This window comes from Nostocoides sp., from assembly GCF_037045025.1.
In the GTDB taxonomy this organism is placed as follows: domain Bacteria; phylum Actinomycetota; class Actinomycetes; order Actinomycetales; family Dermatophilaceae; genus Nostocoides_A.
This window is the reverse complement of record NZ_JBAOHM010000007.1, coordinates 199,162-222,013: the sequence shown is the minus strand read 5'-3', so window position 1 is coordinate 222,013 and position 22,852 is coordinate 199,162. Positions and strand designations below refer to the sequence as shown.

General features: G+C 69.4%; 22 protein-coding genes. 12 read left to right on the top strand and 10 right to left on the bottom strand.

Annotated elements, in window-relative coordinates; all coding sequences use genetic code 11:
* The 4 genes from V9G19_RS05685 (at position 1) to V9G19_RS05670 (ending at position 4,638) form a co-directional block, all read left to right on the top strand.
* On the top strand, positions 1-2,115 hold the full coding sequence (locus V9G19_RS05685; RefSeq protein ID WP_462284519.1) for a 3-hydroxyacyl-CoA dehydrogenase NAD-binding domain-containing protein: 2,115 nt from the start codon (positions 1-3) through the stop codon (positions 2,113-2,115).
* Between the two features lie 51 nt (positions 2,116-2,166).
* Positions 2,167-3,699 (top strand): helix-turn-helix domain-containing protein, encoded by a 1,533-nt coding sequence (locus V9G19_RS05680; protein WP_462284518.1) that lies wholly within the window; start codon positions 2,167-2,169, stop codon positions 3,697-3,699.
* A 66-nt stretch (positions 3,700-3,765) separates the two neighbouring features.
* Positions 3,766-4,137, top strand: coding sequence for an ArsR/SmtB family transcription factor (locus V9G19_RS05675; protein ID WP_462284517.1), 372 nt, complete (start codon positions 3,766-3,768; stop codon positions 4,135-4,137).
* Between the two features lie 42 nt (positions 4,138-4,179).
* A complete protein-coding gene (locus V9G19_RS05670) occupies positions 4,180-4,638 on the top strand; it encodes an SRPBCC family protein (RefSeq protein ID WP_462284516.1) in 459 nt (152 codons plus the stop codon).
* Here the strand turns inward: V9G19_RS05670 and V9G19_RS05665 are convergent.
* The 4 genes from V9G19_RS05665 to V9G19_RS05650 all read right to left on the bottom strand — a co-directional run bounded on the left by V9G19_RS05665 (position 4,623) and on the right by V9G19_RS05650 (position 8,438).
* Entirely contained in the window at positions 4,623-5,351 is a 729-nt protein-coding gene (locus V9G19_RS05665) for a lysophospholipid acyltransferase family protein (RefSeq protein WP_462284515.1), read from the bottom strand. The two genes, V9G19_RS05670 and V9G19_RS05665, sit on opposite strands and share 16 nt — an antisense overlap.
* A gap of 25 nt (positions 5,352-5,376) precedes the next feature.
* A complete protein-coding gene (gene dxs / locus V9G19_RS05660) occupies positions 5,377-7,239 on the bottom strand; it encodes a 1-deoxy-D-xylulose-5-phosphate synthase (protein ID WP_462284514.1) in 1,863 nt (620 codons plus the stop codon).
* 153 nt (positions 7,240-7,392) lie between these two features.
* Entirely contained in the window at positions 7,393-7,773 is a 381-nt protein-coding gene (locus tag V9G19_RS05655) for a hypothetical protein (protein ID WP_462284513.1), read from the bottom strand.
* 71 nt (positions 7,774-7,844) lie between these two features.
* Entirely contained in the window at positions 7,845-8,438 is a 594-nt protein-coding gene (locus V9G19_RS05650) for a hypothetical protein (protein WP_462284512.1), read from the bottom strand.
* A gap of 270 nt (positions 8,439-8,708) precedes the next feature.
* Here V9G19_RS05650 and V9G19_RS05645 point away from each other — a divergent pair, with 270 nt between their 5' ends.
* Genes V9G19_RS05645 through V9G19_RS05630 form a run of 4 tightly spaced genes read left to right on the top strand, consistent with a single transcriptional unit; the run spans position 8,709 to position 12,911 of the window.
* Entirely contained in the window at positions 8,709-9,725 is a 1,017-nt protein-coding gene (locus V9G19_RS05645) for a LacI family DNA-binding transcriptional regulator (protein ID WP_462284511.1), read from the top strand.
* A gap of 38 nt (positions 9,726-9,763) precedes the next feature.
* Positions 9,764-11,023, top strand: a complete 1,260-nt coding sequence (locus V9G19_RS05640) for an extracellular solute-binding protein (RefSeq protein ID WP_462284510.1) — start codon at positions 9,764-9,766, stop codon at positions 11,021-11,023.
* A gap of 20 nt (positions 11,024-11,043) precedes the next feature.
* Positions 11,044-12,081: a carbohydrate ABC transporter permease gene (locus tag V9G19_RS05635; protein ID WP_462284509.1), complete on the top strand. Its 1,038-nt coding sequence runs from the start codon at positions 11,044-11,046 to the stop codon at positions 12,079-12,081.
* Entirely contained in the window at positions 12,078-12,911 is an 834-nt protein-coding gene (locus V9G19_RS05630) for a carbohydrate ABC transporter permease (protein ID WP_462284508.1), read from the top strand. The genes V9G19_RS05635 and V9G19_RS05630 overlap by 4 nt, the downstream gene beginning before the upstream one ends.
* A gap of 16 nt (positions 12,912-12,927) precedes the next feature.
* Here V9G19_RS05630 and V9G19_RS05625 read toward each other — a convergent pair whose 3' ends face one another.
* Together V9G19_RS05625 and V9G19_RS05620 are read right to left on the bottom strand one after the other, a co-directional pair.
* Positions 12,928-13,524, bottom strand: a complete 597-nt coding sequence (locus V9G19_RS05625) for a dienelactone hydrolase family protein (protein WP_462284507.1) — start codon at positions 13,522-13,524, stop codon at positions 12,928-12,930.
* 55 nt (positions 13,525-13,579) lie between these two features.
* Positions 13,580-13,975: a nitroreductase family deazaflavin-dependent oxidoreductase gene (locus V9G19_RS05620; RefSeq protein ID WP_462284506.1), complete on the bottom strand. Its 396-nt coding sequence runs from the start codon at positions 13,973-13,975 to the stop codon at positions 13,580-13,582.
* Positions 13,976-14,082: 107 nt separating this feature from the next.
* On the opposite strand from V9G19_RS05620, the gene V9G19_RS05615 reads away from it, so the two are divergent.
* The 4 genes from V9G19_RS05615 (at position 14,083) to V9G19_RS05600 (ending at position 16,037) form a co-directional block, all read left to right on the top strand.
* A complete protein-coding gene (locus V9G19_RS05615) occupies positions 14,083-14,826 on the top strand; it encodes a GAF and ANTAR domain-containing protein (RefSeq protein WP_462284505.1) in 744 nt (247 codons plus the stop codon).
* 67 nt (positions 14,827-14,893) lie between these two features.
* Positions 14,894-15,076 carry a hypothetical protein gene (locus tag V9G19_RS05610; protein ID WP_462284504.1) on the top strand — a complete coding sequence of 61 codons (183 nt, stop codon included), beginning with the start codon at positions 14,894-14,896 and terminating at the stop codon, positions 15,074-15,076.
* A gap of 29 nt (positions 15,077-15,105) precedes the next feature.
* Complete coding sequence (locus V9G19_RS05605; protein ID WP_462284503.1) at positions 15,106-15,354, top strand: hypothetical protein; 249 nt, start codon at positions 15,106-15,108, stop codon at positions 15,352-15,354.
* A 116-nt stretch (positions 15,355-15,470) separates the two neighbouring features.
* A complete protein-coding gene (locus V9G19_RS05600; protein WP_462284502.1) occupies positions 15,471-16,037 on the top strand; it encodes an RNA polymerase sigma factor in 567 nt (188 codons plus the stop codon).
* Between the two features lie 78 nt (positions 16,038-16,115).
* On the opposite strand, the gene V9G19_RS05595 is transcribed toward V9G19_RS05600, so the two are convergent.
* From V9G19_RS05595 to V9G19_RS05580, 4 genes are all read right to left on the bottom strand, one after another.
* Complete coding sequence (locus tag V9G19_RS05595) at positions 16,116-16,439, bottom strand: hypothetical protein (RefSeq protein ID WP_462284501.1); 324 nt, start codon at positions 16,437-16,439, stop codon at positions 16,116-16,118.
* A 195-nt stretch (positions 16,440-16,634) separates the two neighbouring features.
* A complete protein-coding gene (locus V9G19_RS05590) occupies positions 16,635-16,937 on the bottom strand; it encodes a hypothetical protein (RefSeq protein WP_462284500.1) in 303 nt (100 codons plus the stop codon).
* A 132-nt stretch (positions 16,938-17,069) separates the two neighbouring features.
* On the bottom strand, positions 17,070-19,736 hold the full coding sequence (gene acnA, locus V9G19_RS05585; protein WP_462284499.1) for an aconitate hydratase AcnA: 2,667 nt from the start codon (positions 19,734-19,736) through the stop codon (positions 17,070-17,072).
* Between the two features lie 210 nt (positions 19,737-19,946).
* A complete protein-coding gene (locus tag V9G19_RS05580) occupies positions 19,947-22,781 on the bottom strand; it encodes a S8 family serine peptidase (RefSeq protein ID WP_462284498.1) in 2,835 nt (944 codons plus the stop codon).
* Between the last annotated feature and the right edge of the window lie 71 nt (positions 22,782-22,852).

Sequence of the window (22,852 nt, the reverse complement as noted above, 5' to 3'; positions counted from 1 at the left end):
ATGACCGACACGACTGTCACTGAACCAACCGCGACCGAAACCACCACTGCCGCACCGGCATTCGATGCCGAGGTCGTGACCAAGGCGATCGTGCAGGATGTCACGATGCCCGACGGCGCCGGCGTGCTCGCGCTGATCACCCTGGACAACGGCTTCGACCACACCAAGCCCAACACCTTCGGGCCGGCCTCGATCGCCGGGATCCACGCGGCCGTCGACGCCCTGCGGGCGCGCAGCGAGGCGGGCGAGATCCAGGCCGTCGCGATCACCGGTAAGCCGTTCATCTTCGCCGTCGGAGCCGACCTGAGCGGCGTCCCCTTCGTCCGCTCGCGCGAGCAGGCGCTGGAGATCGCGCGGGCCGGCCATGCGGCATACGCGGCGATCATGGACCTGCCGGTGCCGACCTTCGCGTTCGTCAACGGTGCCGCCATGGGCGGCGGCGTCGAGATCGCGCTCGCCTGCGACTATCGCACGATCTCGGCCGGCGTGCCGGCGGTGGCGCTGCCCGAGACCTTCCTCGGCCTGGTGCCCGGCTGGGGCGGCTGCTATCTGCTGCCCCGCCTGGTCGGCGTCGCCAAGGCGCTGACGGTGATCATCGAGAACCCGATGAACACCAACAAGATGCTCAAGGGGCCGCAGGCGGTCAAGCTCGGCCTGGCCGACGCGATGTTCGCGCCGGCCGACTTCCTCGAGCACTCGATCGCCTGGGCCGCCGGTGTGGTCTCCGGCGCGGTCACCGTCGAGCGGGCCCCGGTCGACACCGCGGACGACAAGGCGTGGACCGGCGCGGTCGGCATGGCCAAGGGCTTGGTCGACGTCAAGACCGGCGGCGCCTCGCCCGCGCCCTACCGCGCGCTCGAGCTGGTCACCGCCGCCCGCACGGCCGAGCGGGAAGCCGCCTTCGCCGCCGAGGACGAGGCGCTCGCCGACCTACTCATGGGCGACCAACTGCGCGCCGGGCTCTACTCCTTCGACCTGGTGCAAAAGCGCGCCAAGCGGCCCGCCGGCGCCCCGGACAAGGCGCTCGCCCGGCCGGTCACCAAGATCGGGATCGTCGGCGCCGGGTTGATGGCCGCCCAGCTGGCACTGCTCTTTGCCCGGCTGATGGAGGTCCCGGTCGTGATGACCGACCTCGATCAGGAGCGGGTCGACAAGGGTCTGGCCTATGTCGCCACCCAGCTCGCCGAGCAGAAGAAGAAGGGGCGCCTGAACGACGACATCGTGAACAAGATCACCGCGCTGGTCACCGGCGCGACGAGCAAGGACGGCTTCGCCGACGCCGAGTTCGTCATCGAGGCGGTCTTTGAGGAGATCTCGGTCAAGAAGCAGGTCTTCGCCGAGGTCGAGGCGGTCGTCTCGCCCGAGTGCGTGCTCGCCTCCAACACCTCCTCGCTGTCGATCACCGAGATGGCCGCCGACCTGCAGCACCCCGAGCGGGTGGTCGGCTTCCACTTCTTCAACCCGGTCGCCGTGATGCCCCTGTTGGAGATCATTCCCGGCGAGAAGACCGACGACGCCGCTCTCGCAACGGCATTCGCCGTCGGCAAGGCGCTGCGCAAGACGACGATCCTGTGCAAGGACACCGCCAGCTTCATCGTCAACCGGTTGCTCGGGCGGTTCATGGGCGCCTACAGCCAGATCGTCGATGAGGGCACCCCGTCCGCGGTCGCCGACAAGGCCGTCGCCGGGATGGCGCCGATGCCGCCCTATGTCCTGCTCGGGCTGGTCGGGCCGGCGATCGCGCTGCACAACTCCGAGACCCTCCACCGCGCCTTCGGGGACCGGTTCTATGTCTCCCCGACGATGCAGGCGCTCGTCGCGGCGGGCAAGGCGGCATACGACCCGGCGGTGCAAATCACTCCGGAAAACCCGGTCGAGCTGACCGTCGAACAGGCCCGCGAGCGGGTGCTAAGCGCGATCGCCGAGGAGGTCGAGCTGATGCTCAAGGACGGGGTCGCGCAGGCGCCGATGGACATCGACCTGGCGATGATCACCGGTGCCGGCTTCCAGTTCTGGAATGGCGGCATCTGCCCCCTGCTCGATCGCGAAGGCATCTCCGAGAAGGTCCTCGGCCGCCGGTTGCTGCCCGCAGGAGCCGCCAGCGTCCCGGAGTGATCACCGCGCCCGGAGCCGCGATATCTCACATATGAGGTATGCTGGTCGCTTGTGTCTGACGATTATCGCGCGCGAATCGGCAACCTCATCCGGGATGCCCGGCGTCACAAGGGCATGACCCAAACCGATCTCGCGACCGCGCTCGCCACCAGCCAGAGCGCGGTCGCGCGCATCGAGCAGGGCGGGCAGAACTTGAGCCTGGAGATGCTCGCCCGGATCGGCGAGGCGCTCGATCGCGAGTTCGTCTCGCTCGGCCCGAGCCAGCCGCAGCACCTACGGGTCGTCGGCGGCGCCCAGCTGTCCGGCTCGATCGACGTCAAGACCTCCAAGAACGCCGCGGTGGCGCTGCTCTGCGCCGCGCTGCTCAACAAGGGCCGCACGACCTTGCGCAGCCTGGCCCGCATCGAGGAGGTCAACCGGATCATCGAGGTCCTCGGCTCGATCGGCGTCAAGACCCGCTGGCTGCCGGGGACCAGCGACCTGGAGATCGTGCCGCCGGCGCAGCTCGACCTGGACGCGATCGACGTCGACGCCGCCCGGCGCACCCGCACGGTCATCATGTTCCTCGGCCCGTTGCTGCACCAGATTCCCGAGTTCCTGCTGCCGTATGCCGGCGGCTGCGACCTCGGCACTCGCACCATCGAGCCGCACCTGATCGCGTTGCGCCACTTCGGTCTTAACGTGATGGCGACGCACGGTTTCTATGAGGCGAGGGTCACCGCGGGCGTCGGCCCGGACCGGCCGATCATCTTGACCGAGCGCGGCGACACGGTCACCGAGAATGTCCTGATGGCCGCGGCGCTGCACCCGGGTGTCACCGTGGTGCGCAATGCCTCATCGAACTACATGGTCCAAGACCTCTGCTTTTTCCTGCAGAAGCTCGGGGTGCGGATCGAGGGCATCGGGACGACCACGCTGACGATCCACGGCGTTTCGCAGATCAACGTCGACGTCGACTACCAGCCCTCCGAGGACCCGATCGAGGCGATGAGCCTGCTCGCCGCCGCGGTCGTCACCGACTCCTCGATCACGATCAACCGGGTGCCGATCGAGTTCCTCGAGATCGAGTTGGCGACGCTGGAGACGATGGGGATGAAATACGACATCACCCCCGAATACGCCTCGGCGAACGGGCACACCCGGCTGGTCGACCTGACGACGATCCCCGGCCCGCTCCGGGCGCCGGTGGACAAGATCCACCCGATGCCCTTCCCCGGCCTCAATATCGACAACCTGCCGTTCTTTGCGCTGATCGCCGCCAAGGCCGATGGCCGCACGATGATCCACGACTGGGTCTATGAGAATCGTGCGATTTATCTCACCGAGCTGACCAAGGTCGGCGCCCAGGTGCAGCTGCTCGATCCCCACCGGGTGCTGATCAACGGCCCCACCCCGAAGTGGCGAGCCGCCGAGGTCGTCTGCCCGCCGGCCCTGCGGCCCGGTGTGGTCATCCTGCTCGCCATGCTCGCCGCCCCGGGCACCTCGGTGCTGCGCAATGTCTATGTGATTCACCGCGGGTATGAGGATCTGGCCGAGCGCCTGAACAAGCTCGGCGCCCGGGTGGAGACCTTCCGCGACATCTGACCCGCAGACGAGCCGCCACAGGCCGGATACTTTACCAATTAGTGAAGTATGCCGTAGGCTGTGGTCGTGCGTGAATCGGATCGTCTCGACGCCATCGCCGTGGCGATCGCCTCCGCCCCGCGGCGGACAATCCTGGAGCGGCTGGCCGAGGGTCCGGCGACGATGTCGCAGCTCGCCGACCTGCTCGGGGTCTCACTGGCCGGGGTGACCAAGCACCTGGAGGTGCTGCTCGACGCCCAGCTCGTCCACCGCGCCAAGCGCGGCCGGACGGTCACCGTCGAGTTGGTCCCCGGCAGCCTGGAGCCGCTGCAGGAGTGGGCGACGTCCACCCGGCTGGTCTGGTCGACCCGTCTGGACCGGCTGGTCGCCTATCTGAGCCCTGCCGCCGACGAGGCAGCGAGGACACGAACTCCCCCGCCGATGTCCCGCCCTGGCTGACGCCTGGCAGCCCACACCGTCCCGCCTGACCAAAGGAGCACCATGAACACCGGAGCACCAACGAGCACGATCACGATCTCCCGCACCGTCCCGGCCTCACGGGCGGCCGCCTTCGCCGCCTGGACCGAGCCGGAGCAGCTCGCGCAGTGGTGGTGGCCGCAGTTCGCCGACACGGCATACGAGCTGGAGGTGCGGGTTGGCGGCCGGTTCCACATCCACAGCGCGCAGCTGGGCCAGGGCGCCCGCGGCGAGTTCACCGCGGTCGAGCCCGGGCGCCGGCTGGCAATGACCTGGATCTGGGAGGGCGGCAGCGGCGACGGCAGCGTCATCGACGAGGTGGTCGTCACGTTCACGCCGGTCGCGGAGGGCACCGAGGTGACCGTGCGGCATACCTCGACCGAGCATGTCGAGGGCGGCGGTGCCGAGCAGGGGTGGATCGATTGTCTCGACCGGCTGCCGGGACACCTCGCCGGCAGCCACGCCCCTCAGGGAGCCGGCTGAGATCCGCCGGGATCGTCGTGGGAGAGCCAGGTCTCGGTGCGTCCCGCCAGCTCGGTGGCCGTCGGATAACGATCGTCACGCTCCTGGCCACTCAGGGCCGCGATCTGGGTCATCAGTAGGTCGGTGACCTCGCGCCATGCCTGCGGGTCGTCCTCGCGGCCATACCACGGGCTGAGGTCGAGCGGCCGGCCATAGCTGACCGTGACCCGGCCGCGGCGAGGGTTGCTTTGGAGCGGCAACCGCACCTCGCGGGTCCCGATCACGCCGGCCGGGATCAGCGGGACGCGGGTCGGCAAGGTGAGCCGGGCAGCGCCCGTGCGTCCGCGATAGAGCTTGCCGTCGGGCGAGCGGGTGCCCTCGGGGAAGATCGCGACGACTCCGCCGTCGGCCAGGATGCGGCGCGCGGTGTCCATCGCCGGGTCGGCGGTGTCCTTGCTGCGGGTGTCGATCGGCACCTGGCCGATCGCCGTCAAGAACCAGCTCAGTGCCCGGCCGGCGAAACCGGTGCCCCCGAAGTACTTCTGCTTGGCGACATAGATGACCTTGTGGGGGACGCCAACGCTGATCCCGACCGGGTCGAGATAGGTCAGATGGTTCGATGCCACGACGAAGGGTCCGCGCCGGGGCAGGTTCTCCCGGCCGATCCAGCGCAGCCGGAGATACCAGCGGGCGATCGGCCCGAGGGCGACGAACTTGAAGAACCAGTACCACATCGCGACTGCTCCTCCTGCCTGCAGCTCAACCGGATAGCGCTGCGGCGATCGATTCGGGGGTCAGGCCGACCGCGTCGAGCACCTGCCCGCGCGCCGCGTGGTCGAGGAAGCGGCGTGGAATCCCGAAGGTCTGCACGGGAGTCGGCACGCCGGCCCGGCGCAGGGCGAGCGCCACCCGATCGCCCACTCCCCCCGTCTCGACATTGTCCTCGATGACCGCGACCCGCTCGGCCGCGCGAGCGAGGTCGACCAGACCCTCTGGCACGGGTGCCACCCACCGCGGGTCGATCACTTGGGAACGCACGCCGTCGGCGGCGAGCTTCTCGGCCACGGTGATCGCCGTCGCGACCATCGCCCCGACACCGACGATCAGCAGGTGCGGGGCCTGCCCCTCGGTCGTGTCGGCCACGACGTCGATCGCGCCGATTGTCGCGATCGCTTCGATCGGGGCGCCGACGTTGCCCTTGGGGAAGCGGATGACCGTCGGTGCATCCCCCACGTCGAGCGCCTCGCGCAAGGCTCGGCGCACCGACTGGCCGTCGCGCGGCGCGTTCAGACGCAAGCCCGGGATGATGCCGCAGATCGACAGGTCCCACATCCCGTGGTGGGAGGCGCCGTCGGGGCCGGTGATGCCGGCCCGGTCCAGGACGAGCGTGATCCCGGCCCGGTGCAGCGCGGCGTCCATGAGGAGTTGGTCGAAGGCCCGGTTGAGGAAGGTGGCATAGACCGCGACGACGGGGTGCAGCCCGGCATACGCGAGGCCGGCGGCCATCGTCACGGCGTGTTGCTCGGCGATGCCGACGTCGATGATCCGCTCGGGATAGGCAGCGGCAAACGCGCCCAGCCCGACCGGAATCGTCATCGCGGCGCTCACCGCGACGACATCGGGGCGATCGGCGCCGACGGCGACCATCTCGTCGGCGAACTCCTCGGTCCAGGTGCGGCCGGCGACCTCGAACGGCAGCCCGGTCTCGGGGTTGATCACCCCGACGGCGTGGAACTGGTCGGCCTCGTTCTGGCGCGCCGGCTCGTAGCCGCGGCCCTTTTGGGTCAGCGCGTGCACCAGCACCGGCCCGCCGAAGGACTTGGCCCGGCGCAGCGCCGCCTCCAACGCGGCCTCGTCGTGGCCATCGATGGGGCCGACATACTTCAGGCCCAGGTCTTCGAAGAGACCCTGGGGCGCCACCATGTCCTTGATGCCCTTCTTGACCCCGTGCAGCGCCCGCTCGACCGCGCCGCCGACGACCGGAGCGCGGCGCAGCGTCGTCTTGCCCCAGTCGAGGAATTGTTCGTAGCCCTGGGTCGTCCGCAGCACGGCCAGGTGGTCGGCGAGGCCGCCGATCGTCGGGGCGTAGGAGCGCTCGTTGTCGTTGACGACGATGACCAGCGGCAGGTGCTTGTCGGCGGCGATATTGTTCAACGCTTCCCACGCCATGCCGCCGGTCAGCGCGCCATCACCGATCACCGCAACGGTATGGCCGCTGCCGCGCCCGGCAATCGCCCGCCCCTTGGCGATTCCGTGGGCCCAGGACAGAGAGGTCGAGGCATGGGAGTTCTCGACGATGTCGTGCTCGGATTCGGCGCGGCTCGGATAGCCGGACAGGCCGCCGCGCGCCCGCAGGGCGGAGAAGTCGCGGCGCCCGGTCAGCACCTTGTGCACGTAGGACTGGTGCCCGGTGTCGAAGACGAGCGCGTCGCGCGGTGAGTCGAAGATGCGGTGCAGCGCGATCGTCAGCTCGACGACACCCAGGTTGGGACCGAGGTGCCCACCGGTGCGCGAGACCGCCTGCACGAGGAAGTCCCGGATCTCCTGCGCGAGCGCCGGCAACTGCTCGGCCGGGAGCGCCTTCAGGTCCGCCGGGCCACCGATTCGGTCCAAGACATTCACGTGGCGCCCGGTCCCTTCGCATCCTGACAGGCGGCGTCGGCTCGGTCCGGGTCACCGCTGGGCATCACACCAGTCTAATTCCCCGGGCGTCCTCCACGGCCCACGCCACGGCGCCACCGGCGACCTCTCACCATGTCGTCACAGCTTTGGGTCTCACAGCTTTGGCACGAAGGTCTTGCCCTGGAGAGCCTCATGGATCAGGCGCGCCCCACGCGCGGCCGCCACGAGCCGCACCCCCTCGTGCTCCAAACCGCTCATCAGCTCGGCGATGCCCTCGGGTGGGACGTAGTCGGCCATCTCCACACGGGCCTCCCGATAGGCCTGGCGCATCGCCACCAGTTGGGCGTCGACATGGCGGGCGGTCAACCAGGCCAGGGCCACGGGGTGGCGCCGCCAGCCGGCATAGGAGCGATAGTCTGCCGGGCAGTGGTCGAGCAGCCAGGAGACGGCTGGCACTTCCCATCCCGGGACCTGCGGCGGCGGGACCGCGCCCGGCCAGCCCGGCGGCCCGGCGCTCGGCCTACTTTCGAACACAGATTCGAGGATACGCCCTCTCGCTCCCTCGGGCCAGACCCCCCTCGCTCCCGCGGGCCAGACCCGCCCCCTCAACCGGTCTCGTGCGCCCCCACGTGCCGACCGCCCGCTCCTGGACTGCCCGAATCGGCGAGCCCGAAGTGTCGCCGGAGCACTCGAACCTCGCTCCCCCACTCGGTGGCGGTCAGCCGATCCGCTCGCTCGTGCAGCAGGTCGGGGAAGACACGCGCATCATCGAGGCCCTGAGCGACCGCGACAAAGAGCGCTATCGGCGCGCCGGACATCAATAGGGCCACGGCCCGGTGGTTCCCGTCCAGGATGATCGTTTCACCCGTCTGCGTTCGAAATGCCGGCGTTACCCACACGCGCGGATGGTCACCGGCCAAGATCCCGCGCTGAATTCTCTCGACATAGCCGGCACTTTCTCGGGACGGGAAGTCCGTCCTGCGCGCCGCGTCATTCACCGTGACGCGCACCGCGTGTTGATCCTGCCAGCCACCGAGCCGGTCGTCGTCGCGTACATACCAGACCGTGCTCAACGCGCCGAGTTCTTCCGGTGCGGTGATCAATTCCAAGGAGACGTGGCAGTGTTCCTCCAGGCGGGGCCAATCCACGAGGCACCGCACATCCGGTTCAAAGATGCGCCGGAAATCGCTCGTATCCACACCTGCTCCGACGTGGTCACCGGCGCTGCTTGTCGCGGCTGCCACGCAGCCGCGCGGCGTCGCGGCGTGGCCGGAGGTCACGGCCACCTCACGTCCGATCTCGCGCACGGTCGGCTCGAATTTGACATGGCATCGTCCCATCCTTCACCGTGGACGCACTCTGACCGTTCAAACCTGCCTCGACGCGTTTGAACGGTCAGACCACACCTCTCAACCTGGTGCATGATGGACTGTCACGTCAATGTCGTCAGGTCGATGGGTGGAAGCGGTATGACAGCCGACCGGGTCACGATTCGTGAGGTCGCCGCCGCCGCGGGGGTCTCGCGCCAGACCGTCTCCAACGCCCTGATTCACCCGGAGCGACTGCGGGCTCCGACGCTGGAGCGGGTTCACGCGGTCATCGACGAACTCGGCTACCGGCCCTCCAACGCCGCCCAATCGCTGCGCTCGCAACGCACCGGCGCGGTGGGCTTCGAGTTGATCTCGCATGGTGCCAAGGCCCGCAACGAGGTCATCTATCCGTTCACGGTGGCCTTGGGCGAGATGGCCATCGGCCACTCCTGTCACATCGTCACCTTCAGCAGCCTGGGCGCCGGGTCGCTCGTCGACGGGTATGCCGACATGGTCCGCTCCCAACTTGTCGATGCGTTCATTCTTGCCGACACCCACCCCGGCGACCCGCGCCCCGACTATCTCGACTCCGTCCGGGTCCCGTATGCCGCGTTCGGACGGCTCTGGGGCCGCCCCGACATCACCTCCTGGGCCGATGTCGACGGCGCCGCGGGCCTGGCGGGCGTCACCGCGCACCTGCTGACGGCCGGCTATGAGTCGATCGGCTTCCTGGGCTGGCCGGACGGCTCGGCCGTCGGCGACGACCGCCGCCGCGGCTGGGTCGAGACGCTCGCAGCGGCCGGCCGGACCCCCGGTGCCCACGCGAGTTGCGAGCAGGACCTCTCGCAGGCGACCACCGCGGCATACGGGCTGCTCGATCAGGTCGGGCGCGGCGGGGCGATCGCCTGTGCCTCCGACTTGCTCGCCATCGGGGTCGAGCGGGCCGTCCGAGAGCGCGGTTGGCGCCCCGGACCCGACATCGGCATCGCCGGCTTCGACGACTCCGGTATGGCGCACATGCTCGGCCTGACCACCGTCGCCCAACCGTTGAGCGAGATCGCCGACTTCCTGCTCGGCCTGGTCCACACCCGCCTCGAGGGTGGCCCCGCCCCCGAGCAGGGAACCCTCTTTCGCCCCGCGCTGCTCGCGCGCTCCAGCACGACCCGCCGGACGTGACCACGAGCAGACCCCGGCCGATCCCAGGAGGTATGCCGATGACTCGCTCCCCTCGCCGGCTCGCCGCGCTGGCCGTGATCGCCGTGAGCTTCACGAGCCTCGGTGCCTGCAGCGGCGAGAGCTTCGAGGCCACTTCGTCCACCTCGGCGCCCGCCTCCGGATCCCTCCCCCGCGGCGTTGCCTTGCGCCTGCTGATCGCATCCTCCGGTGCCGCCGAAACCGCGGCGGTCAAGGCGGCCACCAGCGCCTGGGGCAGCAAGACCGGCAACACCGTCGAGGTCACCGCCGCCGCCAATATGGACCAGGAGCTCGCCCAGGGGTTTGCCGGCGGCAACCCGGCGGACATCATCTACATGGACGCCGCCAAGTTCGCCACCTTTGCCAAGCAGGGCTCGCTTGAGCCGTATGCCGATGACTTCCCTGGGAACGACGCCTACTTCGAATCGCTGCGCCGGACCTTCACCTACGCGGGCAAGCAGTACTGCGTGCCCAAGGACTTCTCCACGCTTGCGCTGATCATCAACACGGCGATGTGGAAAGCGGCCGGACTGACCGATGCGGACATTCCGCGGACGTGGGATGAGCTGTCCGCGGTGGCCACCAAGCTCACCTCCGGCGGCGTCGTCGGACTCGGCATCGGGGTCGGTATCGACCGGCTCGGTGCCTTCGTCGTCGAGAACGGCGGCTGGTGGGTCAACGCCGACGGGAGCGCCGGCACGGCCGCCGATCCCTTGGTCGTCGGCGCGCTGAAATACGTCCAGGACAATGTCGTCGCCGGCAGCTTCGCGATGTCCAATGACCTTGGCGCCGGGTGGGGCGGCGAAGCCTTCGGCAAGAAGCAGGCGGCGATGACGATCGAGGGCAATTGGATCACCGGTGCGCTCCGGAACGATTACCCGGGCATCGACTATCGGGTGGTCGAGATGCCCGCGGGTCCGGCCGGCAAGGGGACGTTGATGTTCACCCAGTGCTGGGGGTTGGCCGCCGACTCAGCCCATAAGGATCTCGCCAAGGACCTCATCGCGGCGTTGACGACACCGCAGCAGCAGCTGGCGTTCGCCGACGCCTTCGGGGTCATGCCCTCGCGAACCGACGCGGCCGCAGAATACGCGAGCCGGCATCCCGAGGACGCCGCCTTCGTTGCCGGTGGCCAGTACGGCCATGGCCCGATCACCGTTCCCGGCCTCGGGGAGGTCGTCGCCGAGCTGAACAGTCGCTTGGAGTCGATGGCCACCGTCGACCTGCCCGGCGCGATGAAGGCCTTCGACGCCAACGCCGCGGCCGCCTTGGGCGGCTGATCGGCCCGAGGGGAAACGGCATGGCGCGCAGCAGATCCGGCGATCCCCTACGGCAACCCGTCGCCGGCTGGCTGTTCGTGACGCCAATGATCGTCATCCTCGGGCTCTTCTTGCTGGTCCCGATCGGGATGGCGCTGTGGGTCTCGGTCAGCAACTGGACCGGGCGAGGCACGCCGTTCGGTGGGGCCACCGACTTCGTGGGCGCCCGGAACTACGCGGACCTGCTCACGACACCGGGTCTGGCGCGGCGGGACTTCATGACGTCGTTGCGCAACACCTGCTTCTATGTGCTCGGCGTGGTCCCGCTGCAGACGGCGCTGGCCCTGCTGCTCGCCGTCCTCGTCAACCAGCGGTGGCTTAAGGGCCGCAGCATCTTCCGGGCGGCGTTCTACTTCCCCTCGGTGGTCTCCTCGGTGGCCATCTCGCTCGTTTTCCTCTTCCTCTTCGCCGGCTCCGGCGCCGTCAACGCGGTGCTCGCCTGGCTCGGCATCCACGGCCCCAACTGGTTCGCCGACCCACGCGGCTTGATTCACTTGGCCGGCGACGGACTCGGCCTGTGGGACAGCGCGCATCCGCCTGCGGCGTTGACGAACACGTCGGTCGTCAATCTGTCGATGTGGGAATGGATCGCCGGGCCGAGCGTCGCGCTCAGCGCGATCATGCTGCAGGTCATCTGGACCACGGCCGGGACCTTCATGCTCATCTTCATCGCGGCCCTGCAGGATCTGCCGACCGAGCTGGACGAGGCGGCGCTGGTTGACGGCGCTACCGCCCGCCAACGCTTCCGGCATGTCACGATCCCCCACCTGCGCCCGACGATCCTGCTCGTCGTGACGTTGGGGACCATCGGCACCTGGCAGGTTTTCGACCAGATGTATGTCATGAGCCAGGGCAAGCCCGGCAAGACGACGTTGACCCCGGCCTATCTGTCCTACGACGCCGCCTTCGGGCAGCAGAAGTGGGGCCAGGGCGCTGCCATGGCGTTCCTGCTCTTTGTGCTGATCTTTGGCCTGACCCTACTGCAGCGGCGCGTCCTGCGCGACCGGGATCCGGTATGACCGGACGAAACCGGCTCAGCAGAGCCGCCGGCTATGCGGTGCTCGTCCTGCTCGCGCTGCTGTACGTCATTCCCTTCGTCGTTCAGCTGGTGACCTCGGTCAAGACGCAGTCGGATGCCGCCAACAATCCGGTGGGATTGGTCCCGCACCCGGTCACGACGGCGGCATTCGCGACCCTGGCCGACACCCGCTTTCCCCGCTGGTTCGTCAACTCCCTTTGGGTTGCCGTGACCGTCACCGCGGCCCGGGTCGTCTTCTGCTCGCTGGCGGGATACGCCTTGGCCCGATTGGAGTTTCGCGGGCGGCGCGCGCTGTTCTCGGCCCTCTTGGCGGTCATGTCCGTGCCCGGCGTCGTGCTGCTGCTGCCGAAGTTCCTCGCGCTCAAGTACTACGGGATCTATAACTCACCGGCCGCCTTGGTCGTCCCGCTCATGTGCGACGCCGCCGGCGTGTTCATCATGAAACAGTTCTTCGAGTCCATCCCTCGGTCGGTAGAGGAGGCCGCCCGGATCGACGGCGCCGGGCCGATTCGCACGTTGTGGTCGGTGGTGCTGCCGATGGCCAAGCCCGCGCTCGTCACATTGACGATCCTGTCCTTCCAAGGATCCTGGAATGAGTTGGGGCACTTCATTATCGCGAGCAACCGAGAGGACCTTTATACGCTCACCCGCGGGGTCGCCGGCTTCACCAGCGGGGGCCTCGGCTCGGGCACGCAGTTCCCGGTCAAGATGGCCGCCGCACTGATCATGACCCTCCCGACCGCCGCCGTGTTCGTCGTCTTCCAGCGCTTCTTCACTCGCGGCGCCAATGCCGGCGCCGACAAGGGGTGAACCTCGACCGAGGTGATCAGGGGAAGCGGGTCAAGAAGCCCTGCAGCCGGGTGAGCAACAACTCGGTGTTGGCGGCGTCGTATTCGTCGGTCAGCTCCTTGTCGAAGAACAGGTGTCCCCTGCCCGGATAGACGTAGTCGCTGACGTCGGAGCCGGCGCGCGTCACGATGGCGACGAGCTGGGCGATCTCCGGCAAATCGCCATACGGATCATCGATGGCGTGGTGGAAGGCCACCGGCACGCCGGCCGGCCAGGTGGCCGGGGTGAAGCCCTCCCAGTGACCGCCGCCGGCGATCAGCAGCGCGCCGACGGCCTCGGGACGGCCTTCTTGAACCCAGCGCTGCGCGGTGCTGGCTCCGCGCGAGAATCCCATCACGACCCGCGGCCCGCTCAGTTGCTCGTATGCCGCATCGGCCCGTTCCTCGATCGCTGCGTCGTTCTCCGTCGAGAAGGCGATCGCTGCCGCGTATCCTTCCTCGCTGCCGTCGAAGGTCTTGCCCTCGTAGAGGTCCGGGGCCAGGACGGCGTGGCCGGACGCGCGCAGCCGCTCGGCAAGGTCGAGGACGGCCGGCCGCAGGCCGAGCGCGGAATGGATGAGCAACACCTGAGTCATGGACCCAACGCTATCGGTCCCTGCCCTAAGCCGTTGTCGCCCGGCGGAGTTCTTGCTAGGCGACGGAGAGCACCAGGCACTGCTCCGTGCGCACCAGGCGTCGCAAGATCGTGCGGAACCACCATGGGAAGGCCCAGGCCGCCTCCTCCAGCCCCACCAGCCGTGGCCCCACGAGGTGTATCCGGGTGCCGCGCATCGTCAGCCAGCACTCGTCCGCGGCCAGGATGTTGCGAACCCAGTCGGACGTGCCGCCGAAGTTCGCTCCGATTGCGACCGTCGAGTCGCGCCGAAAGGCCCGCACGGGAGTGTGTCGCGTCACTCCGGAGCGCCGCCCGACGTGCTCAAGATCCACGAGCGATCCGGCGCGGCCGGCCAGGTGCAGCGCGAGCCGGTTTCGGGTGCGGTGGAATCGACCCATCCACATCGGCCAGGGCACGTGTGCAGTATCCATCAGCCCCGGGACCATCTATCAGCACTGGGACCGGCCTCACGTCGGCGCTGCGGTGACAGCCCGGTGCGGACGCGCGACGATGGAAAGGGCCGGAGAGGATGCGGGCGGTGGACGCGAACACGGGTGAGCAGTTCTGCACCAGCCTCGCCTATATGGTCGAGTCGCTCGTGGAGGACTTCGACATCGCCGAACTCCTCGACCGCTTGGTCTCGGCGTGCAGCAGCCTGTGCTCGGCGGCGGCCGTCGGCTTCCTCGCGGTCGACCAGTCGGGCGCCCTGCGCGTGCTCGCGTCCTCCAGCGAGGAGGCACGCCACTTAGACCTCCTCGAGGTGCAAAATGCCGACGGGCCCTGCCCGGAGGCGATCGCCACCGGAGAAGTCGTGAGCGCACCGGACCTCACCGCCTGCCGCGAGAGCTGGCCGCGCTTCACTCCGGCCGCCCTGAGCGAAGGCATACTCGCGGCCTACGCGCTCCCGCTGCGGCTTCGGGGGAGGACGATCGGCGCGCTGAACCTGTTCTTCGCCGAGGCCAGGACACTCACCCCGGAGCAGCTGCAGGTCGCCCGGGTGATGACGAGCGTCGCGATGATCGCGATCCTCGGCCGCCGTCACTTGCGCGAGCAGGAGGTGATCGCCGAGCAACTGCAGACCGCCCTGGACAGCCGCGTGGTCATCGAGCAGGCCAAGGGGATCATCGCCGAACGGGCCGGTGTGGACGTGGCGACTGCCTTCGAGCAGATCCGCAGCCGCGCCCGGTCAACGCGACGGCCGCTCACCGAGGTTGCCACCGAGATCGCGCGCACCACCGCGACGCGTGATCTGCGCCTCCCCTCGGCACGGGCGGACGGGTAACCGCGTATCCTCGAAGCAAGCGATCACCGCCCCGGACCCCGGCGACCGACACCGAGGGAGATGGCTGATGACTCAGGTGACGCCCAGGGGAACGCATTTCAACCACGCGCCGAACGACGCGGATCTGTTCGCCCGGTGGCTGGCTCACACCGAGCCGCTGGAGCCGCTGATCGAGCCGCCCCACCCACCACCTGCCGCATCCCGCAAGCGGCGCAGAGCGAGCCGCCGCCGGCGCCGGCCCACCGCCTAACCCTGCCCGGGGTCTCTAGGCTGACGGGCATGGACGGATACCCCCAAATACCGATCCCCCAGGATGCTCCCGGACCACGCCGGTGCATCGTGTGTGGCGGGACCGCCTTCACACCGGGGTTCTTGGACGACCAGGCCGCCCAGGGCTATACCAAGTGGATCGTCGGCGAGCTGGAGAAGGGGATCTTCGGTGGCGCCGCCCGCATGGGCCGTCCACGCCTCGACATCATCGGACAGCGCTGCGACGCGTGTGGCCACCTCGAGCTGTTCGCCAACTGACCGTGCAGTGTCAGCAAGCGGTCATGGCCAACTAGGACAACGCAACCCCCTCCCGAAGCGGCTCCGCGCTCCCTAGCGTCGAGAGCGTCCGGGTGCACGCGAAGGGAGCAGGGGTCATGGCAAGCGAAGCCGGTTGGAATGTCGCGGAGGCGGAGTTCGACGCCTTCTACCGCCGGACGGTGGCCAAGGTCATCCACTGCATCTATGCGAGCACCGGTGATCTCACCCTCGCGCAGGACTGCGCCCAGGAAGCTTATGTCCGGGCATGGCAGCGCTGGGAAGACGTCTCTCGCTGCGACGAGCCGCTCGCGTGGATCCGCACGGTCGCCAGGCGACTGGCGATCTCGGGTTGGCGCCGCAGGCAGGCCGAGCAACGGGCCCTCGACCAGGTGCGGACCATCGATCCCGGGCGCGTGAACGACCCCCGCGACAGCTCGACCGACACGATCGCTGTTCGGGCCGCCCTGGCCCGCGTCCCGGAGGCGCTGCGCGAAACCCTGTGTCTCTACTACATCTGCGATCGATCGATCGGTCAGATCGCCGAGGAACTCGGCGTCCCGGCCAGCACGATCAAGGCGCGCCTGCACCGTGGGCGGGCGGCGCTTGCCGCCCAACTTCGGGGTCGTCGAGACCGCCGCAGCCTGACCTGCCCGCTCCCCCTAACTCCTGCCCGCTCCCCCTAACTTCTGCTAGCAGCAGTTAGTCGGCCTCCCCATAGGCAGCAACCTAGGGGGAGGCCGACTAACTTGTGCTAGCAGACGTTAGTCGAAACGGTGCGAGGGGCGGCAGTGGACAAGCGCGGTGAGCGGCTCTTCAAAGCCATCGTCGCGCACCCCCACGCCACGACCGAGGACGTCGCCCGGTCGCTCGCCGAGCTGGCGGCGCTGGATCTCGTCCAGCCCTCCCAGGTCACTCCGAAGGACTGGCGGCCGCTGAGCCCGGCACTGGTCCTCGGCAGCGCCCTCCAGGCGCAGGAGCTTGCGTTGAGTCGGGCCTTCGACTCGCTCGCCGAAAACCGGGCCCTGCTCGCCCGTCTCGAGCCGATGTATGCCGCGGGCAGCGGCGCCCGCGACGCCATCACGCACCTGACCGACCGCGACGAGGTGTTGATGACGATCTCTCGGCTCACGGCGACGGTCGAGTCCGAGCTGCGGATCTTCATGACCAACAAGCCCACCCCCACAGCCTTGGAGCAGGCCCGCCCGATCGACTCGCGTGCGGCCGACCGAGGGGTGTCCATGCGCTGCATCTGCCTCGACTCCTTCCGCCGCGGCAAGCAGTCACGCAAGGCCTTGCAGGACAGTCTCGACAACGGAATCGAGGTCCGGACCACGCCGACGCTGCCGCGGCGATTGATCATCTTCGAACAACGGCACGCGATTGTCGCCGTCGACCCGGCCGACCCCAGCCGCGGTGCCCTGCTCGTCTCCGGTGAGCCGGTCGTCGGCCTGTTGATCGACCTCTTCGAGCGCTATTGGGTCGCGGCGACACCATTCGCCGGCGACGGCGGCGAGGACGAAACCGCGCAGCCGGGGCTCTCCGAGATGGAGATGCACATCCTGCGGATGCTCGCCGCGGGCCACAAGGACGACTCGATCGCAAGGGCCACCGGGCAGTCGGCCCGCACCGTGCGCCGCGTCGTGGCGCGCATCGAGGACCAGGTCGGCGCCAAGGGGCGCTGCGACGCTGGAGGCGGCCCGCAGGGGCTGGGTCGGCTAGCTCACCAGCGAGCGCAGGACGTATTGCAGGATGCCGCCGTTGCGGTAATAGTCGGCCTCTCCGGGGGTGTCGATGCGCACGACGGCGTCGAACTCGCAGGCCAAGCCGTCCTCGCGGGTGGCGACGACCTTGACCGTCTTGGGCGTGGTGGCGTCGTTGAGGGCGGTCACCCCGGTGATCGTGAAGGTCTCGGTGCCCGCGAGGCCGAGCGACTCGGCGTTTTGGCCCTTCGGGTACTGCAGGGGCAGCACGCCCATCCCGATGAGGTTGGAGCGGTGGATGCGCTCGTAGGACTCGGCGATGACCGCCTTGACCCCAAGCAGTGCGGTGCCCTTGGCCGCCCAGTCGCGCGAGGAACCCGAGCCGTATTCCTTGCCCGCCAGGACCACGAGCGGGATGCCCGCTGCCTGGTATGCCGCGGACGCGTCGTAGATCGTCGTCTGCGGGGCATCGGGCTGGGTGAAGTCGCGGGTGAAGCCGCCCTCGACGTCGGTCAGCAGCTGGTTGCGCAGCCGGATGTTGGCGAAGGTGCCGCGGATCATCACCTCGTGGTTGCCGCGGCGGGAGCCGTAGGAGTTGAAGTCGCGCGGGCCCACGCCGTGGTCGGCGAGGTAGCGGCCTGCCGGGCTGTCGGCCTTGATCGAGCCGGCCGGGCTGATGTGGTCGGTGGTGACCGAGTCGCCGAGCTTGGCCAGGACGCGAGCGCCCTGGACGTCGGTGACGGGGGTCAGCTCCATCGCCATCCCGTCGAAGTAGGTGGGTTTGCGGACATAGGTGGAGTCGGCATCCCAGGCGAAGGTGTTGCCCTCCGGCGTCGGCAGCGACTGCCACCGCTGGTCGCCGGCGAAGACGTCGGCGTAGTCCTTCTCGAACAGCTCCCGAGAGATCGAGGAGGCGATCGTCGCCTCGACGTCCTCGGGCGCCGGCCAGATGTCCTTGAGGAAGACGTCGTTGCCGCCCTCGTCCTGCCCGAGCGGCTCGAGGTCGAAGTCGAAGTCCATCGTCCCGGCCAGGGCATAGGCGATGACGAGCGGCGGCGAGGCGAGGTAATTCATCTTGACGTCGGGGTTGATCCGGCCCTCGAAGTTCCGGTTGCCGGACAGCACCGCGGTCACCGCGAGGTCGCCCGCGTTGATCGCGGCCGAGACCTCCTCCGGCAGCGGGCCGGAGTTGCCAATGCAGGTGGCGCAGCCGTAGCCGACGAGGTTGTAGCCGAGCTTGTCGAGGTAGGGCCACAGGCCGGCCGCCTTGTAGTAGCCGGTGACGACCTTGGACCCGGGCGCCATGGAGGTCTTGACCCACGGCTTGCGGGTGAGGCCCTTCTCGACGGCATTCTTGGCGAGCATGCCCGCGGCCATCATCACGCTCGGGTTGGAGGTGTTGGTGCACGAAGTGATCGAGGCGATCACGACGGCGCCGTCCTTGAGGCCGTAGGCACCGCTCTCGCCATCGACCGGCTGCTCCCGCAACTCGCCGTCGACGCCGTAGTTCTTGACGTCGATGCCGAACTGCATCTTGGCGTCGGAGAGCACGATCCGGTCCTGCGGGCGCTTCGGGCCGGCGATCGACGGGACGACGGTGCCCAGGTCGAGTTCGAGTTTCTCGGAGAAGCGCGGCTCGGCGGCCGGGTCGAGCCACATGCCCTGCTCCTTGGCATAGGCCTCGACGAGGGCGACGTTCTCGTCGCTGCGGCCGGTCAGGCGCAGGTAGTCGAGCGTGATGTCGTCGATCGGGAAGATCGCGCAGGTCGAACCGAACTCGGGGCTCATATTGCCGATCGTCGCGCGGTTGGCCAGCGGCAGCGCGGCGACGCCGGCGCCATAGAACTCGACGAACTTGCCGACGACGCCGTGCTTGCGCAGCAGGTCGGTGATCGTCAGCACGACGTCGGTCGCCGTGACCCCCGGCTTCATCGCACCGGTCAGCTTGAAGCCAACGACGCGCGGGATGAGCATCGAGACCGGCTGGCCGAGCATGGCCGCCTCCGCCTCGATGCCGCCGACGCCCCAGCCCAGCACGCCGAGCCCGTTGACCATCGTCGTGTGGGAGTCGGTGCCGACGCAGGTGTCCGGATAGGCGACGCCGTCGCGGGTCATCGTCACGCGGGCGAGGCGCTCGATGTTGACCTGGTGGACGATGCCGGTGCCCGGCGGCACGACCTTGAAGTCGTCGAACGCGGTCTGGCCCCAGCGCAGGAACTTGTAGCGCTCGCCGTTGCGCTCGTATTCGATCTCGACATTGCGCTCGAAGGCGTCGGCGCGGCCGAAGACGTCGATCTGGACGGAGTGGTCGATGACCAGCTCGGCCGGCGCGAGCGGGTTGATCTTGGCCGGGTCGCCGCCGAGGTCGGCGACCGCCTCGCGCATGGTGGCCAGGTCGACGACGCAGGGCACACCGGTGAAGTCCTGCATGATCACCCGGGCCGGCGTGAACTGGATCTCGGTGTCGGGCTCGGCGTCCTGATCCCAGCCGCCGAGGGCGCCGATCTGGTCGGCCGTGACGTTGGCGCCGTCCTCGGTGCGCAGCAGATTCTCCAGCAGAACCTTCAAGCTGTAGGGCAGGGACTCGTGGCCGTCGACGGTGTTGATCCGGAAGATCTCGTAGCTGTTGTCGCCGACCAGCAGCTGTCCTTGTGCTCCGAAACTGTTCTTGCTGGCCACCATTGGCTCCTCTCGACGCCCGCGCGTCCTCGACCGAGATGTCTTGACGTCAAGATATCTTAGCTCACCGGGTCTTGTCGATCCTCTCACCATCGCCGCGTCCGCAGGCGGCGCCTTGACGAACCTGGTCCGCCGTCACCACTGACGAGGTCGTCCGCCGCGCGCCCCCGGCCCGCTCTCGGGTCCGGGGGCGCACGGCCGCACGTGGGCGGGTCACCGCACGCGCGTCACGGCGCCAGGACGTCCGCGCGACGGTGGTGCACACCGGCCGCCGGGCTTTGCCTCGATCCCGACGATGTGGAGCGAGACGGCGCGCAGGGTGCCGGTGTCCCCGGACCCGTCGTCGGCGATGGTGAAGGTCCACGTCCCGTTCGGAGTCGGCTCGCCGGCGAAGGCGGACAGGGGCTGCGACGGCACCCAGGAGCCGGTGAAGGGGGCCTCGGCATACGCCGCGCTGGAGAACGGACGCATGGCGGTGTCGGTGAAGACGACCTGGCAGAGGTTGTTGCCGCTGCTGCCGCCGCCATCCCAGAGCCGTACGGTCCGGCCGGAGGGCGAGGTCAGCGTCCCGCTCAGGTCGCCGACCCACGTGTGGTCGACCCCGACCGTCGTCGACCCCTCCTCGCTCGAGCAGGCCGTCCCGTCGACCGAGAACCGCACCTCGGCGACGGATCCCACGCCGGAGACGGTGATCGGCACGGTGAGGCCGGCGGGGTCGCCGTCGGGGATCGGGACGGCCGGCCCGGCATACGCGAAGGTCCGTGGCGGCGTGCGCTTGCCCGTCGGGACCTCGACGACCGACGTCGTCGGCGACAGCCGTCCGGCGAAGGTGACCGTGGCGCCGAGATGGGCGACTGTCCCGTTGACCCAGGACGCGGGGAGGCCCACGGTGAACGTGGCGCGCTTGGTCGCGCCGGGGGCCAGGGCGCCGAGGCTGCGCCGGGCGGGCGTCACCGTGACGCCGGCATCGGCGCCCCGCAGCGCGAGAGCGACCGAGGTCGCCGGACCGTCGCCGCTGTTGGTCACCGCGACCGACACCGTCCCCGTCTCGCCGGGCTCGAGGTAGGCGTCCCCGTCGCTCGTCGTGACCACCGTCGCGGACCCGGTCGTCACATAGGGCTGAGGCGTCGCTCCGGTGCGGCGCAGGATGAGGTCGGCGCGCAGGATGCCGGAGCCGGTGCGCTCGTCCCAGCCTGCGGGCGCGAGGTCGAGGGCGGTGGCCTTGAAGGCGTTGCGGACGAAAGCTGCGCCCTTGCCGGGGTTCCCGGACAGGACGAGCGCGGCGATCGCGGCGGCATGCGGGGCCGCGGCGGACGTGCCATAGAACGGCGAGTAGTCGGACAGGCTCGTCGATACACCGTCGGCCGCGGTGAAGTCGGGCTTCTTCCGCACGGCGGGCGCCGGGGAGCCGTCGGGGGCGAAGAAGACCCGGCGCGGACCGTCGGAGGTGAAGATCTCCGGCTTCTGGCTCGCCCGGAAGACGCCCGGATAGGGGCCGGACGGCGAATCGGGGTCGCCGGGCTGGCCGCCGAAGAACGGCTCGTCGGCCGGCGCCGCGGCGATGGAGAACGCGGCGGGGACGGAGGTGTGGCCGCGCAGCATACCGGGCCGGACGAAGGCCTTGAGAGAGCCGCTGTCGCGGTAGCGGCCACGCATCGTGCTGAGCTGGAAGTATTTCGCGGCGCCGCGGTACTTCACGACGGCGAGCCGCAAGTCGGAACCGCCCACCATGAGCCCCTCGATCGGGTCCTGGGTGCCGTCCTGGACATCCTGCGACATCCCGACGATATTGCCGTCGGCGTCGAGGAGATACAGGTCGTAGTCGTCCGTGGCCCGCCCGAGCGGGTCGGCCCAGTGGAGGATCGCCGGGGCGCCGGAGAAGTCGTCGTAGCTGACCGGCTCGAAGATCTGCTTCCGGGTGCCGGGGTCGAAGTCGTGGGCGGTGCCCTTCATCTTGCCGACGCCCCGGCCGGAGTCGGCGAACATCCCCTCGTAGTTGCCCGACGTCCCCGACCGGACGTTGCCGGCGTTGCCGGCGGAGCTGAAGTAGACGACGCCCTTGCGGGTCACGTCGATCACCGCCTGGGCGATCGGGGAGTCCTGGAACGGCGATTCGCGCGGATAGAGGACGTCGTCGACGATGATCGTGCACCCGGCGGATTGGAGCGCTCGGATGTTGTCGGCGAATGCCCCCGCGCCGTTGAACGCGCTGGCGAACCCAAGCTGGGCGTTGGGGGCGAGGTCGTGGATGATCTCGAGCATTGCGGTGCCCTCGTCCCCCTGGCCCTCCTGCCCTGGCAGGACGTCGACGGCCGGAAGGTCGCCGCTCGCCTGCGACGTCGAGAGGGAGTCGACGCCGTCGGAGAGGGCGCAGACCTTGACCCCGACGCCGCTGACCCGTTGGTTGCGGCGCGCGAGGTCGGCGCCGTGTGCCTTGTCGCCCTCGCTGACGACCGAGCCCTGGCTCCCGGACGCGAGGGCGGCGCGCAGGGCCGACCCGACGGCGACGGCCGGGGCGGTGGCGGGCGGGCGCCGGGCCGGCGTGGTCCCGGAAATGGCCGGGTCCGCCGGCAGGACGCGGGTGACCTCCGCCCACCCCGCCACGGTCCGTATGCTGCCCGCCGGCACGTACGCACGCACCTCGCCCACCGTCGGGGAGGCGTGGACGACCGTCGCCCGCACCGAGCGAAGGCGGGTCACCAGTGCGTCGGTCACCCGGCCTTGGATGTCGACGAGCACGCCGGCCGAGGAGCGGGTCAGCCCGGCGCGGAATCCGGGCAGCGCCCGGCGCAGGGCCGGGTCGGCGTCGCGCCGCAGGGCGACGACGAGACTGCTGCCGAGCTTGCGCTCGGCCGGCGTCAGGCTCTCCTTGATCTGCTGCGCCGCCCCGATCTGCGCCTCGGCGACCGCGTTGAGCTGGTCCGCGCCGAGCGGCCCCGGCGGTTGCGCGCCCGAGGCGGCGGCGCCGGCCGAGCCGACGGCGAGGGCGGTGGTGGCGGTGACGGCGATCGTGCGCCAGCCGGCGCGTCTGGTCGGTCGTGCGGACATCCCTTTACTCCTCCTGCGGGCCCGAACGTGGGCGGGGAGACCCCGTCGTCTCCCGTCACGCACAGTAGGAG